General features: G+C 31.0%; 12 protein-coding genes. 10 read left to right on the forward strand and 2 right to left on the reverse strand.

All coding sequences use genetic code 11. The features are described 5' to 3' along the window. Positions 1–61: 61 nt before the first annotated feature. The 5 genes from JK634_RS06865 (at position 62) to JK634_RS06885 (ending at position 6,594) form a co-directional block, all read left to right on the forward strand. On the forward strand, positions 62–1,531 hold the full coding sequence (locus JK634_RS06865; RefSeq protein WP_202766900.1) for an amino acid permease: 1,470 nt from the start codon (positions 62–64) through the stop codon (positions 1,529–1,531). A 247-nt stretch (positions 1,532–1,778) separates the two neighbouring features. Further along, positions 1,779–4,469 (forward strand): sigma-54-dependent transcriptional regulator, encoded by a 2,691-nt coding sequence (locus JK634_RS06870; RefSeq protein ID WP_202766901.1) that lies wholly within the window; start codon positions 1,779–1,781, stop codon positions 4,467–4,469. 174 nt (positions 4,470–4,643) lie between these two features. Then, a complete protein-coding gene (locus JK634_RS06875; RefSeq protein ID WP_202766902.1) occupies positions 4,644–5,897 on the forward strand; it encodes a PTS sugar transporter subunit IIC in 1,254 nt (417 codons plus the stop codon). A 23-nt stretch (positions 5,898–5,920) separates the two neighbouring features. Beyond that, positions 5,921–6,229 carry a PTS sugar transporter subunit IIB gene (locus JK634_RS06880; protein ID WP_202766903.1) on the forward strand — a complete coding sequence of 103 codons (309 nt, stop codon included), beginning with the start codon at positions 5,921–5,923 and terminating at the stop codon, positions 6,227–6,229. 14 nt (positions 6,230–6,243) lie between these two features. Beyond that, complete coding sequence (locus tag JK634_RS06885; RefSeq protein ID WP_243425572.1) at positions 6,244–6,594, forward strand: PTS sugar transporter subunit IIA; 351 nt, start codon at positions 6,244–6,246, stop codon at positions 6,592–6,594. Positions 6,595–6,648: 54 nt separating this feature from the next. Here the strand turns inward: JK634_RS06885 and JK634_RS06890 are convergent, their stop codons facing one another. Beyond that, complete coding sequence (locus JK634_RS06890; protein ID WP_202766905.1) at positions 6,649–7,530, reverse strand: aldose 1-epimerase family protein; 882 nt, start codon at positions 7,528–7,530, stop codon at positions 6,649–6,651. A 134-nt stretch (positions 7,531–7,664) separates the two neighbouring features. Between JK634_RS06890 and JK634_RS06895 the strand changes: the two genes are divergently transcribed. The 5 genes from JK634_RS06895 to JK634_RS06915 all read left to right on the forward strand — a co-directional run bounded on the left by JK634_RS06895 (position 7,665) and on the right by JK634_RS06915 (position 12,219). After that, complete coding sequence (locus JK634_RS06895) at positions 7,665–8,855, forward strand: DegT/DnrJ/EryC1/StrS family aminotransferase (protein WP_202766906.1); 1,191 nt, start codon at positions 7,665–7,667, stop codon at positions 8,853–8,855. Between the two features lie 11 nt (positions 8,856–8,866). Beyond that, entirely contained in the window at positions 8,867–9,445 is a 579-nt protein-coding gene (locus JK634_RS06900) for an acyltransferase (RefSeq protein WP_202766907.1), read from the forward strand. 11 nt (positions 9,446–9,456) lie between these two features. Continuing rightward, complete coding sequence (locus tag JK634_RS06905) at positions 9,457–10,773, forward strand: nucleotide sugar dehydrogenase (protein ID WP_202766908.1); 1,317 nt, start codon at positions 9,457–9,459, stop codon at positions 10,771–10,773. Between the two features lie 148 nt (positions 10,774–10,921). Continuing rightward, positions 10,922–11,752, forward strand: coding sequence for a YihY/virulence factor BrkB family protein (locus JK634_RS06910; RefSeq protein ID WP_202766909.1), 831 nt, complete (start codon positions 10,922–10,924; stop codon positions 11,750–11,752). 110 nt (positions 11,753–11,862) lie between these two features. Then, complete coding sequence (locus JK634_RS06915) at positions 11,863–12,219, forward strand: single-stranded DNA-binding protein (RefSeq protein ID WP_202766910.1); 357 nt, start codon at positions 11,863–11,865, stop codon at positions 12,217–12,219. Positions 12,220–12,284: 65 nt separating this feature from the next. On the opposite strand, the gene JK634_RS06920 is transcribed toward JK634_RS06915, so the two are convergent. Continuing rightward, positions 12,285–14,918, reverse strand: coding sequence for an FAD-dependent oxidoreductase (locus JK634_RS06920; RefSeq protein WP_202766911.1), 2,634 nt, complete (start codon positions 14,916–14,918; stop codon positions 12,285–12,287). Between the last annotated feature and the right edge of the window lie 78 nt (positions 14,919–14,996).

Consider the following 14,996-nt stretch of genomic DNA (forward strand, 5'->3'; position numbering starts at 1 on the left):
CTGAGTGAATGCTCAGGGTTTTTTTAATTTTTAAAAGAAAATTATTTTTAAGGAGGACAAAATGAGTAACTCAAATTCTCAAATAGAGGGAAATAATCAAGAACTTAAAAGAAGTTTAAAGGCAAGACATTTAAATATGATAGCCTTAGGTGGTTCAATTGGAACGGGTATATTTGTAGCTTTAGGGGCAACAATTAATCAAGCAGGACCAGGAGGAGCGTTAGTAGCTTATGGATGTATTGCAGTTATGGTATACTTCCTAATAACAAGTTTAGGAGAAATGGCAACTTTCATGCCTGTATCAGGATCATTTAGTGTATATGCAACCAAATTTGTTGATCCAGCCTTAGGTTTTGCTCTTGGATGGAATTACTGGTATAACTGGGCAATAACTGTAGCAGCTGAATTAGTTGCTGGATCGTTATTAATGAAGTTTTGGTTCCCTAATGTACCAGCAGTATTATGGAGTGCAATATTCTTAGTTATAATAGTTGCATTAAACATATTATCAGCAAAATCTTATGGAGAATCTGAATTCTGGTTTGCTGGAATTAAAGTAGTTACAGTAATAATATTTTTAGTTATTGGAGTTGCAACTATCTTAGGAATACTAGGTGGAAATGCAGTTGGATTCAAGAATTTCACTGTTGATGGAGCACCATTTGTTGGTGGATTTAAATCAATATTTATGATATTCTTAATAGCTGGTTTTTCATTCCAAGGAACTGAGCTTATTGGAGTAGCAGCTGGAGAAAGTGAAAATCCAGAAAAAACTATTCCTAAAGCTATTAATTCTGTATTTTGGAGAATATTAATATTTTATATAGGTACAATCTTTGTAGTTGGAGCAATAATTCCTTATACTCAAGCTGGTGTTGATACAAGCCCATTTACACTAATATTTGAAAAAGCAGGAATTGCAGCAGCAGCATCATTAATGAATGCAGTTATATTAACTTCTGTACTATCTTGTGGTAATTCAGGTATGTATGCATCTAGCAGAATGCTATTTGCTATGGCTAAAGAAGGTATGGCACCTAAGTGGTTAGGTAAAGTTAATTCAAAAGGTGTTCCTATAAATGCAGTACTTTTAACAACATTAGTAGCAGCTGCTTGTTTCTTAACTGGTATATATGCTGAAAGTACAGTATATGTATGGTTAGTTGCAGCATCAGGTTTAGCAGGTTTTGTTGCTTGGCTTGGTATAGCACTTTGTCATTTCCGTTTTAGAAGAGCATATGTTGCACAAAAGCAAGATATGAGTAAGTTAAAATATAAAGCTAAGTTATTCCCGATAGGACCAATAATTGCATTAGCGCTATGTAGCATAGTTGTTTTAGGACAAGGAGTTAGCTATATTGAAGCTGAAAATATTGATTGGGGTGGACTAATTTCTTCCTATATTGGACTACCTTTATTCTTAGGAATATGGATTGTTTACAAATTGAAATACAAAACAAAGGTAGTAAAGTTAGAGGATGTAGAGTTCTATAATGTTGAACCACAGGAATTAGAAGAGTCCGTAGGATAAACTACTATAAATATTAAAATGTAATTAGAGCAGTAAGCAATAAATAATATGTAGACATAAAAAAATATAATAGATTTTTGGGGCATGGACGTCTCAATATGCAATAATAAGCATGTTGAGACGTCTTAATTTATTTTAAAACAACAAATTTAAACACGAGTTGTGTAAATGTTTAAATTTGTTATATAATTTTTCTATTAGTAATATTTTTGAGAAAAATTCATTCACAGTAAGGGTGTATCATTTTATGAAAAGGATAGATAAGGTATATAAAACGTTATATGAGTTTTGTTTAAGGCAATATAAAAGTGGAGAAAATATAATAGGAATATCAGCCATAGAGCTTTCTAAAACTCTAGAGATACAAAGAACAAATGCATCTAGTGACCTTAATAAACTATATAGCCAGGGAAGAGTGGAAAAGATTGAAGGTAAGCCTGTATTATACAAGGTCTTAGATGAAGCAATCTTTAAACATGGTGAAACAAGTATAGATGTATTTGAAAATGTATTAGGAGCAAGCGTATCTTTAAGAAACTCAATATTGCAAGCTAAATCAGCAATAGTATATCCGCCAGATGGACTTCATACTATTTTGTTTGGAGAAACCGGCACAGGTAAGTCTATGTTTGCAGAAACAATGTTTAAGTATGCTAAAGAAATAGGAAAGTTCACGGAAGATAGCCCATTTGTAACATTTAACTGTGCAGATTATTCTAATAATCCACAGCTTCTAATGGCTCAGTTGTTTGGGGTTAAAAAAGGATCATATACAGGTGCAGATAAAGACAGAGATGGACTAATTGAAAAAGCTAATGGAGGAATTTTATTTTTAGATGAAGTACATAGACTTCCTCCTGAAGGGCAGGAAATGCTTTTTTATATTATCGATAAAGGTGTATATAGGAAGCTTGGAGAAACACAAGTTGAAAATAGCATAAAGGTTTTAATTATATGTGCAACAACAGAGAATACACAATCTGGGTTATTAAAAACTTTCACAAGAAGAATTCCTATGACAATAAAGCTGCCTTCGCTTAGGGAAAGAAGTCTAGAGGAACGATATGATTTGATAAAAACCTTTTTGAAAAATGAAGCCAAATGTATAAAGACAGATATTACTGTAACATCAAATACCCTTAAGGCGTTATTATTATATGATTGTCCTAATAATATTGGACAATTAAAAAGTGATATAAAACTATGTTGTGCAAAAGCTTTTTTGAATAATATGCTAAATCGTGAAGAATCCTTATATATAAACAGTCAAGATCTTCCGGACTATATAATTAAAGGAGCTTTAAAATATAAAAACAATAAAGAAGAAGTAGATAAGTTTTTAAATGAAGATGCATTGAAGTTTACATCTAGTGGAATAAATACATGGGAGACAGAAGAAAAATCAAATTATAATTTTTATGATGCCCTTGAAGAAAAGAAAAAGGTTTTAGAGACAAAGGGAATGAATGAAAAAGATATTAAGCTTATCATGAGCTTAGATATGGATAGATACCTTAAGAAGTATATCTTAACTATAGGAAATGATAATTTAGAAGAATTATATAAAGTAGTGGACAAAAAAGTAGTAAGTATTATTGATAGGTTTCTTAAAGAGGCGGAGAGAAAACTAAATAGAAAGTTTAATAATAAAATATTATACGGACTATCTATGCATATTGTTAGTACAATTGAGAGAATTAAAACCGGAAGAAATATGGAAAATCATCAATTGGAGGACATAAAATATAATTATAAGAAAGAATTTGAAATAGCAAATGTTCTTAAAGAAAGCATTGAATGTTATTTTAATGTAATTTTATCTGAGGATGAAGTTGGCTTCATTACAATGTTTCTATGCATGGATAATAATGAGGTTGTTAAAGAAGAAAAAGTGGGTGTTGTAGTAGCTATGCATGGAGAATCAGCGGCTACATCAATTGTAGATGTAGCGAATAGGTTGCTTGGGGAAAATCATGCCATAGGGTATAACATGCCTCTTGATCAAAAACCAGAAGTCGCTTTAGAGAATTTAATGGATATTGTAAGAAATGCTAATAAAGGTAATGGAGTAATACTGCTTGTTGATATGGGTTCACTAGTTTTTTTTGGAGACATGATCAGTGAAAAAACTAAAATACCTATAAAGAGTGTAGATATGGTATCAACCTTAATAGTTTTAGAGGCAACAAGAAAAGCTTTGCTAAATTATTCATTAGAAGAGATTTATGATGCATGTACAAGCAGTAGTCCTTATAAAGGTAAGATATATAAAGAAAGTTATGAATTTAATGAGAGGTTAAAAAACAATGTAATAGTTACTGCTTGCATTACTGGACAAGGTGCAGCACTTAAGCTTAAAGATATTCTTGAGCAGAAGTTGAATTTAAGTAGACATAACATTGATGTAATTCCAATAGAAATAACAGATAGCACTAAGTTTAAAAGAAATATAGAAAAAATAAAGAAGAACAAAAATGTGATTGGAGTTGTTAGTGCAAGCAACCCTAAGGATAGAGAAGTAATTTATTTATCAACCTCAGATATATTTAAAGGGGAGAAGATAAATGAATTATCAGAAGTTATTGCACTTATACAAACTATTGATAGTATGCAGAAAGTGATAGAAGAAAATACTGATATTAATAGTAGTAAGTTTATAGAGGGATTTAGAAAGTTTATAATTATATTAAGAAATAACAATGTACAAATAGGTGAAAACCCTATGCTTGGACTAATATTGCATATCGCATGTGCTATAGAACGTGTATTAAAAAATGAAAAAATAATACACATTAATTCAAATGGAGATATTGTTAAGAAGAATATGGACAAGATAAATTTGATAAGAGATGCTTTAGAGTCTCTTGAAAGTAGCTTTGGTGTTAAGTTCCCTATAGAAGAGTATGCCAATGTTGTGAAAATTGCGTATTATTTATAGATTTCTAGTGTATCATTTGCATATTATTTCACTAATAAAAAGATACACGTTGATACAGTTTGTTTGTGCCACTCTGGAATCCTCATTTTATAAGGGTTTTAGAGTGGTGTATTATTTTGGCATGGTAGTTGCTTTATATAAAATACGTAATCATATTTTAAGGAGTTGAGAAGTATGGAGAAATTCATGAAGTTTTTTGAAGCAAAATTGATTCCGCCATTAGTCAAGGTTGGTAATCAAAGACACTTAGTAGCAGTTCGTAATGGACTAGCAATCACTATTCCATTTATTATAGTGGGTAGTATTTTCTTAATAATTGGCAACTTACCATTTGATTGGTGGCCAGATTTTATTGGAGGATATGCTGATAAACTAAATGTAGTTGTTAATAGTTCATTTGGAGTATTAGGAGTATTGGCAACACTAGGTATAGGGTATAACTTAGCTAAAACCTACAAGTTAGATCCTATAACTGGCGCAGTTATATCGTTTTTTGGATTTTTAATAACTCAAATAACACCAGAATTTGCATTAGATACTAGTAAGTTTGGAGCTGAAGGTCTATTTACGGCAATATTAGTTTCAATATTTGCAGTGGAAACGTTGAAATTCTTTGTTAAAAGGAATATAGTAATTAAGCTCCCAGCAGGAGTCCCTCCAGCAGTAGGTAATTCATTTATAGCATTAACGCCAGCTTTAGCAGTGGGAATTGTATTATGGATAATCAGGGTAATGTTAGGCTTTGATGTTACATCATTTATAACTTGGATATTCTCACCAATAGTATTCGCATTAAATACTTTACCAGGAATATTAGTGTATAGTGCATTAGTTACATTATTATGGTCAGCAGGAGTACATGGAGATATGGCTCTTGAAGGGATTGCAGATCCAATATTCCTTCAATTTTTAACAGTTAATACAGCAGCATTTGCAGCTCATAAGGAGATTCCTTATGTTACAGCATCAGGTTTCTATTCCTTGTTTGTTAATGTTGGTGGAACTGGAGCAACATTGAGCTTAGTAATCTTAATGTTAGGGTCAAAAAGTAAACTATATAAATCCCTTGGAAAAGTTGCATTCCCATCTGCATGTTTTGAAATTAATGAACCTATAATATTTGGATTCCCAGTGGTATTAAATCCATTGGTTATAGTACCTTTTACACTAGTACCATTAGTTCTTACAATATTAAGTTATATATTAATGAGTTTAAACATAATTGGAAGACCAGTTGCATTAGTTCCATGGACAATGCCACCAATAATAGGACCATTTATTGCAACAGGCGGGGATTGGAAGGCAGGAGTTTGGTCAGCGTTAGAAATGATCATAGCAGCATGCATCTACTATCCTTTCTTTAAAAATGCAGAGAAACAACAGTTGCAAAATGAGGCAATTGAAGAATTAGAAGCAGCAACTATATAGAAAAGGTTGAAGGAGGAATTAAAATGAGAATTTTGTTAATGTGTGCAGCAGGAATGTCAACTAGTCTATTGGTTAGTAAGATGGAAAGTTGTGCAAAAGAAAGAGGAATTGAAGATATAATAATAAAAGCAGAGCCAGTAGAGGATTTAGATAAATTTGTTGATGATTATGATGTTTTTTTATTAGGACCACAAGTAAAGTTTAAGGAAAAGTGGGTAAAGGAAGTAGTTGAGAGTAAGGGAAAAAGATACGATAATATACCAGCTCAAGTTTATGGATTAGTTGACGGAAAAAAGACATTAGATATGGCACTAAAACTTTTAGATAAATAATGGAGGAGAAGTATATGGAGCTAGAAGAAATAGTATTTACAATAATAAGTCATGCAGGAAATGCAAAATCTATTTGCTTTGAAGCATTACATGAAGCAAAGAAAGGAAACTTTGAAGAGGCTCGTGTACTTATTAGTAAATCTAAAGAAGAATTATATAAAACTCATGATATTCAAAATGCAATGATACAAAAAGAAGCAAGTGGGAATAAGCAAGAAATAAGTTTGCTCCTTATGCATGCTGAAGATCATTTAATGAGTGCGATGCTGGCCAAAGATCTTATAGAAGAATTAATAGATATGTATAAAGAAAATTATAAATATAGAGAAATGTGCAATTCAAATTACAAAGAACAAATTATTTAATAAAATAGAATATAAAAAATCCAGCCTATAGGCTGGATTTTTTGTTTATTATAACTAACTAACAAACTCTAAAATATAAGAGCATTCAAAAGTTTTTCCAACTTCTAAAACTTCTACGCCTTCTTTATCTTTAAAGTCTCCCTTAAAATTTTCATAGTCTGCATGACCAAACCAAGGTTCAATACACACGAAAGGAGCACCTGTAGCTTTTGACCATAAACCTAGATATGGAAATCCTGTGAAATCCATTGACATATATTTATTATGATTTCTTGATCTTAAATATATTTTATTGGAATTTAAGTTTCTAAACACTAGAGCATCATTAGTAAATACTTCTTTAGAAAGGGGAATTTTATTTTCATTATTTAAGAAAGGAATATCCTTTCCTGTATAAAGTCCAGTCATTGTTGATAGCTCCATTAATGAAGCATTTTCATTTTCACTAAACTCAAAGTAGTAATCATTAATAGTTTCTCCAGATTCTAGAGTACATGAAAATGCAGGATGAGCGCCTATTGAAAAATATATAGCGGCATTATCTAAATTAGTAACAATGTAAGAAACTTTTACATTATTGTCTATAAGTTTATAGTTAACTTTTAAAGAAAACTTATAAGGATATACTTTTATAGTCTCAGAATTAAATTTCAATTCAAAGGTCAATGAATCTTGAGTTTGTTCTATTAATTCATACTCAGAAATCCTTCCAAAACCATGTTGAGGAAGTTCATAGGTTTTTCCTTGAACTGAATATTTATTGTTTGCCACTTTCCCTACAATAGGAAAAAGTATTGGTGCATGATATTTCCAATATTCTTCATTTCCATTCCATAAAAACTCAGTGGGATTATTTTTGGTTTTTATGCTATGAAGTTCAGCCCCATAAGTATCAGCTTTAATTTCTAAAAATTTATTTTCTATTTTATAATTCATAGGAATATCTCCCTTCAAAAATATTATACGAGTCTATTATATCATTACAATATGGTTAAAAATATTTTATTTCTATTTTTATTTGTGATAAAATGAGGTTTGTAACAAAAGTAAATTTAAGGGAGTTGTATTTAATGAATATTCCATTGATTGATTTAAAAGCTCAATATAAATCTTTAGAAAAAGAACTAAACGAGGTAACTATAGATGTTTTATCCTCAGCTAACTACATAATGGGGAAGAATGTATCAGAGTTTGAAAAAGAATTTTCAGATTATATAGGTGTAGAACATTCGATTTCAGTTGGGAATGGAACTGATGCTTTAGTAATTGCTCTTAAAGCTATGGGAATAGGAGAAGGAGATGAAGTTATCACATCAACTTTTACATTCTTTGCATCAGCAGAAAGTATTTCAGCAGTAGGTGCAACACCAGTTTTTGTAGATGTTAAAAAAGATACGTTTAATATAGATCCAGATAAAATTGAAGAAAAAATAACAGATAAAACAAAAGCAATTATACCAGTGCATATATTTGGGCAATGCGCAGATATGGATGAAATAAATAAAATAGCTAAGAAACATAATCTTTATGTATTAGAAGATGCATGCCAAGCTATTGGAGGAGAATACAAGGGAAGAAAAGTTGGAACATTAGGAGATATGGCTTGTTTTTCATTCTTCCCAACTAAAAACTTAGGTTGCGCAGGTGATGGAGGTATGATAGTTACAAATAATCATAAACTTGCAACAATAGCAACAGCATTAAGAACTCATGGTAGTGGTGAAAACGGACAAAAGGCATATAATCTTTTAAATGATATTCAAGAAGAGGTTAAGAAGGCTGAAGGAGCTAATGATACAGTATATAATCCATTAAAATACTATAATTATTTAATAGGTTTTAATTCTAGATTAGATGCAATGCAAGCAGCGATTTTAAGAGTTAAGCTTAAAGAAATCGATAAGTGGAATAATAAGAGAAGAGAAGTTGTTGATATATATAATGAAAGTTTTAAGGGATTAAATGTTCAAACACCAATAGCGAGAGAAGATATAAAGCATGTATATCACATGTATATACTTCAAAGTGAGGAAAGAGAAAGTGTCTTAGAAGATTTAAAAGAAAAAGGAATAGCTACAGGAGTATATTATCCAGTGCCACTTCATCTTCAAAAAGTTTATAAGAACTTAGGATATAAAGAAGGGGATTTCCCTAATGCAGAATATCTTTCACATAGAACATTTGCAATACCTGTTTATCCAGAATTAACAAGTGAACAAGTAAATTATATAATTGATTCAGTAAAAAATTCATGCAAATAAAGGAGAAGAAAATGAGTAAGGATTATTTTTGTCATGAATCTAGCTATTTAGATGAGGGAGTAGTAATAGGTGCAGGAACTAAAGTATGGCACTATTCTCACATAATGGGTGGTTCAATAATAGGAGAAAATTGCAATATTGGACAGAACGTAGTTATTTCTCCAGGAGTAAAGTTAGGAAATGGAGTAAAGATTCAGAATAATGTTTCTGTTTATACTGGAGTTGAATGTGAAGATGGAGTATTTTTAGGACCATCTTGTGTATTTACAAATGTAATTAATCCAAGAAGCTTTATTGAGAGAAAGAGCGAATATAAGCCAACAAAGATAAAAAGAGGAGCGTCTATTGGAGCAAATGCAACAATAGTATGTGGTCATGATATAGGTGCATATGCATTAATTGGAGCGGGTTCTGTTGTGACTAAGACTGTTCCAGACTATGCTTTAGTTGTTGGAAACCCAGGTAGAGTAGTTGGTTATGTATGTAAATGTGGTGAAAAAATTCACTTTGATAAGGGCGAAGCTAAATGCTCTGCCTGTGGTGAAGAATATATAAAAGATAATAATGGAGTTAAAGCTCTTGAAAAATAGGAGGTATCTTTATGAGCGAACTTAAAGAAACTTTACTAAAGAAAATAAATTCAAAAACTGCAAAGGTTGGAGTTGTAGGACTTGGTTATGTAGGGCTACCATTGTCAGTTGAAAAAGCAAAAGCTGGATTTGAGACTATTGGTTTTGATGTTCAGGATGAAAAAGTTAGGATGGTAAATGAAGGCCACAACTATATAGGAGATGTAGTAGATGAGGAATTAAATGATTTAGTTAAGGCAGGTAAATTAAAAGCTACAAGCGATTTTTCATTTGTAGAAAATGTTGATACTATTTGTATTTGTGTTCCTACACCATTAGATGAATATAAGCAACCAGATTTATCTTATGTAGTAAGTTCTACAAGGAGCGTATCAAAATATCTTCATAAAGGAATGCTTGTAATATTGGAAAGTACTACTTACCCAGGTACTACAGAAGAAGTACTTAAGCCTATACTTGAGGAAAGTGGATTAGTTTGCGGAAAAGATTTCTTTTTAGCATTTTCTCCAGAAAGAGTAGATCCAGGAAATAAGACATTTAATACTAAAAATACACCAAAAGTTGTTGGGGGATGCACAGAAGAATGTACAGAGCTTGCAGCTGCTTTATATAGAAATGTATTAGATGGTGAAATTCATACGGTATCATCACCAGCAGTGGCAGAGATGGAAAAGATACTTGAGAACACTTTTAGAAATATAAATATTGCATTAGCAAATGAAATGGCAATATTGTGCAATAGAATGGGAATTGACGTTTGGGAAGTAATTGATGCTGCAAAAACTAAACCTTATGGATTTATGCCATTTTATCCAGGACCAGGACTAGGCGGACACTGTATACCACTTGATCCATTTTATTTAGAGTGGAAGGCAAAGGAATATGATTATCATACTAGGCTAATTGAGACATCTGGTGAAATTAATGATTCAATGCCTGAATTTGTTGTTGATAATGTAATGAAAATATTAAATAAACATAAGAAGGCTATGAATGGCTCAAAAATATTAGTGATGGGATTAGCTTATAAAAATGATATTGATGATTATAGAGAATCTCCATCATTTAAAGTTATAGAGAACTTAGAAAAACATGGAGCAGAAGTAATTGTAAATGATCCATATTGTCCAGAAGCTAAATATAAGAAAAAGATATATAAGTCAGTTGATTGGAATGAAGTAATAGATGATGCTGATGCTGTAATTATAACAACAAATCATAGCTGTTATGATTATGAAGAGATAGCACGTAGAGCAAAAGTAATATATGATACGAGAAATGCTACGAAGAATGTGAAAAATAATAGAGACAAGATATTTAAATTATAGTGTACATTAAATTAGTATTATAAAGGCTTGTAAAAGAATCTAATTACAAGTCTTTTTTCATTTAGGTATAATATGCGATAAAAAAGTGTAAATATATAATTATGTAAGTAAAAGTTTCGTAGAAAAGTAACAGAAGGGAAGTGAAAGCATGAGTAAGATATATATAGGCAACACTTGGACACCATGGAAGTTTTTTAAAAGGCTTATAACTAAAGTAAATGATGACGATATATTTGCACTTTCAGCTCAATTGGCCTACTACTTACTATTATCATTTTTCCCTTTTCTCATGTTTATAATGATAATGATTGGATTTAGCCAGCTTAAATCTGACGAGGTTTTAGTGTACCTATCAACAATATTGCCTCAAAATGTATATCAATTAGTTGAGTCTACAGTAGTAGAAGTAATTAATGGACAAAAAGGACAATTAATTTTGCCTACAGCACTTTTAGCTATTTGGACTTCATCATCAGGATTTTCTGCAGTAAATAGAGGGCTTGATAAAGCATATGAAGTTAAAGAGACAAGATCTTATATTAAGAGGACTATTTATGGAATTATTGGCACAGTAGGTTTGGGAATAATAATAATACTAACATTGTTATTAATTGTCTTTGGGGGAGTAATAAGAGCATATTTAATAGCAAAGTTCCCATTTGACGATATAATAACCTTCGCATGGAACAGTGTGAGATTTGCAGTTATTATGTTAGTAATGATTTTTGCTTTTGCTGCCAGTTACTATTTTATTCCTGCAAAAAAAGTAATGTGGAAGGAATGTTTTCCTGGCGCTATAATAAGTGCATTAGGTTGGATTGTTGTATCTTCATTATTCTCTTTTTATGTAAATAATTTTTCGAATTATTCGAGGCTCTATGGGAGCTTAGGAGCTGTAATAGCATTAATGACTTGGTTATATATTTCTTCATTTATAGTCCTTTTAGGGGGCGAAATAAATGCTATCTTACTAGAATAGTTGATAAAAATAAGTTCATATATAAATCTTTTTAGTTGTTATGGAAATAATGTATATTTGATTGAAATATGGTTAGAATTAACAATGAAGAATTTCAGGAGGTTGTATATATGAACAAAATTGTGTTAATGGGAAAAATAATAAAAGACCCTGAACTTAGAGTACTTGAGGAAAGCGAAAAGATGGTTACGAAATTTATTATTGCAGTTGAAAGGAACTTTAAAGGATCCGATGGTACCAGAAAGTCTGACTTAATTCCTGTAGTAATGTGGGGAAGAAAAGCAGAAGTTCTTTGTGAATACGGGAAAAAGGGTACTTTATTAAGTTTAAGTGGCAGATTGAGAACTGGAAGCTATGAAGACAGAGATGGAAATAAGAAATACATAGCAGAAGTTATTGCTGAAGATTTTAAGTTTATTCAAAATAAACCTATACCAGAAAAAGAATATGCAGATGATAAAAAATAATGATTTTCAAAATAAATAATTGAAACAAAAAAATTAGAGATGAGGACATCTCTAATTTTTTTTCATTATTTAAGGAATGAGAACACTTCTGATTTTGTAATCTCTTTTGAAATACCTTCTATTATTTTTGAAGAGGTAGATAAATCACCAATTAATATTCCACCAATTAGTTTATGATTTTTAAAGAAGTATTTTGAATACTTAGATTCCTCGTTACTTTTTACAGATAAATATTCTAAAGAAGAATCATTAAAATCAACTGTGCCAGCAGAGAAGATCTTTGTATTTAATGCATCAAATATTACTGAGGAGACAAATCCTTGAAATTCTAGTGAATCTCCTGCAGCATTTGCTCCAGCTATCTTACCCATTTCGATAGCGGCAGGCCAGTTACCATAAGATATTCCCTTTAACTCAGCAACATCTCCACAAGCATATATTCCATTTATATTTGTTTCCATCTTGTCATTTACAATTATACCCCTATCACAAAGAACGCCAGTAGCCTTAGCTAAATCTGTATTAGCTCTAATTCCTACTGAAAAGAGAACTATATCAGCTTCTATTTCTTCTCCTGTGTTTAATTCAACAGATTTTACTGTATTATTACTTGTTTTAATCTTATTTACAGATTCACCAAGCCTCAACTTTATATTAGTAGAGTTTATAGATGTTTTAAATAGTTCAGCACCTTCATCGTCTAATTGACGAGGTAACAGCCTTGAGAAAAATTCCACTACATTAACTTTTGCTCCAGATTTATTTATTTCCCATGCAGCTTCAAGTCCTAGAAGCCCACCACCGACTACAACAACTTTCTTTTCTTTACATAGATTCATTTTAAGTTTATTAACATCTTCTATATCTTTTATTGAGTAGATTCCATTAATAGAGTTATAGTTAAAGGAGTTCAAGCTTAGTATTTCTTTTTTATTATCTAAGTCAATAACCTCAACATTAGGAATGAAATTATGACTTCCTGTAGCTAAAATTAGTTTATCATAATTTATTTTAGTATTATCTTCAAAATTAATTACCTTTAAATCCTTATTTATAGAAGTAACTTTTTTACCTAGAATCTGATTGATTTTATTATCGTCATACCACTTTGATGGTGCTATATAAAAAGTTTCTTCATCTATTTCTTGAGAAATTAAGTCAGATAATTGTGGCCTAAAATATGAAGAAAGTTTTTCTTTAGATACTAATGTTATATTAGCTTTTTCATTTCTTTCTCTTATAGCTTTAGCAGCATAATATCCGGCAGCACCATTACCAATGATTACAAAGTTCTCCTCGGTATCATTTCTAAAGCTTCTATTTTCTTTTACAACCTCAACAAATTGATCTCTTCCTGCGCCACATACTGGACAAATCTCTGGAGGAACAGTACCTTCAAAAATTTCTCCACATACTACACACTTCCAATATTTAATTTCACCATCTGTAGATATTTGTTCTATTTCCTTAGTATCTTTCACTTTTTGTTTGGGTTCTCTACCTAAGATTTTTTCAGCAAAACCTACTCCAAATTCAAAAGCTTCTCTTAAGTCATTATCTGAAGGTTTGAAGTTAATTCTTAATCCAGGAGAGAATAAATTCATATTTAATTCCTTGAGTCTTGCTTCTATTCTAGGTACAGCCTCACCACTCCATCCATATGATCCAAATGCACCAGCAACTTTTTTACCATGAATTATTGGATTAAGTTTTGATAATAAGTCACGTATAGGTTCCAATAACTCACCTACAATAGTTGGAGAGCCAAAAAGAATTCCATCAGAGTCAGATATATCAGATACAATATCATTCATTTGATTATGAATAACATTATATAGTTTTACTTCAATATCAGATACTGATTTTATTCCATCTGCAATTGTATTTGCTAGTTGTTCTGTGTATCCGTAAGCAGATACGTATGAAATTGTAACTTTTTTCTTATCATTGTTGACTGAAGGAGTGCTCCATTCCTTATAGAGATTAACAATTTTCCATGGATCTTCCCTTAATATAGGACCGTGTCCAGGGCAAATTAGATCTATATCTAAATCCTTTATTTTATCTATTGCTTTAAGGACATATGGTTTAAAAGGTCCCATTATGCAATCATAGTAATATCTTAAAGATTCCATATATTCTTTTTCATTCGGAATTTTATCATTAAAAATTTCTTCAAAACAATAATGAGTACCAAAAGAATCACAAGTTATTAATGTTTTATCTTCGGGAATAAAAGTATATATTGTATCTGGCCAATGTAGAAATGGTACAGATAGAAATTTAAGAGTTTTATTTCCTAAAGATAGTGTGTCATTATCAGATACTATAATGGATTCAAATTCTCTATTAGCAATATTCTTTAAAAATCTAATAGCAGCAGCTGAGCCAACAACCTTTGCTCCAGGGGAAAGGGCTAATAACTTGGCCACGGAACCAGCGTGGTCAGGTTCTGTATGATCAACGATGATATAATCAATTTTTGATACATCGATATTAAGATCCTTTAATCTTTCAATATATTGATCAAAGAATTGTTCCTTAACAGTTTCAAAAACAGCAACTTTTTCACTACCTTTAACAACATATGAATTATAAGTTGTTCCATAAGGGGTATACATTATAATATCAAAAATTCTTAGTTCAGGGTCAAGTGCACCTACCCAGTGTATGTCCTTTTTTACTTCTAAAGATCTCATATTTTCACCTTCCTTAAAATCATTCACCATTAAAAACTATCGTAAAATATAATTATTAACTAATAATAATTATTAGTT

It is taken from the genome of Clostridium paridis, from assembly GCF_016765615.1.
GTDB lineage: Bacteria > Bacillota > Clostridia > Clostridiales > Clostridiaceae > Clostridium_T > Clostridium_T paridis.

Coding starts and splice junctions, on each gene's coding strand:
- JK634_RS06890 (WP_202766905.1), bottom strand. CDS start 7,530: ATGAATTATAAAATAGAAAATAAATTTTTAGAAATTAAAGCTGATACT.
- JK634_RS06885 (WP_243425572.1), top strand. CDS start 6,244: ATGGAGCTAGAAGAAATAGTATTTACAATAATAAGTCATGCAGGAAAT.
- JK634_RS06920 (WP_202766911.1), bottom strand. CDS start 14,918: ATGAGATCTTTAGAAGTAAAAAAGGACATACACTGGGTAGGTGCACTT.
- JK634_RS06895 (WP_202766906.1), top strand. CDS start 7,665: ATGAATATTCCATTGATTGATTTAAAAGCTCAATATAAATCTTTAGAA.
- JK634_RS06870 (WP_202766901.1), top strand. CDS start 1,779: ATGAAAAGGATAGATAAGGTATATAAAACGTTATATGAGTTTTGTTTA.
- JK634_RS06905 (WP_202766908.1), top strand. CDS start 9,457: ATGAGCGAACTTAAAGAAACTTTACTAAAGAAAATAAATTCAAAAACT.
- JK634_RS06880 (WP_202766903.1), top strand. CDS start 5,921: ATGAGAATTTTGTTAATGTGTGCAGCAGGAATGTCAACTAGTCTATTG.
- JK634_RS06865 (WP_202766900.1), top strand. CDS start 62: ATGAGTAACTCAAATTCTCAAATAGAGGGAAATAATCAAGAACTTAAA.
- JK634_RS06900 (WP_202766907.1), top strand. CDS start 8,867: ATGAGTAAGGATTATTTTTGTCATGAATCTAGCTATTTAGATGAGGGA.
- JK634_RS06875 (WP_202766902.1), top strand. CDS start 4,644: ATGGAGAAATTCATGAAGTTTTTTGAAGCAAAATTGATTCCGCCATTA.
- JK634_RS06915 (WP_202766910.1), top strand. CDS start 11,863: ATGAACAAAATTGTGTTAATGGGAAAAATAATAAAAGACCCTGAACTT.
- JK634_RS06910 (WP_202766909.1), top strand. CDS start 10,922: ATGAGTAAGATATATATAGGCAACACTTGGACACCATGGAAGTTTTTT.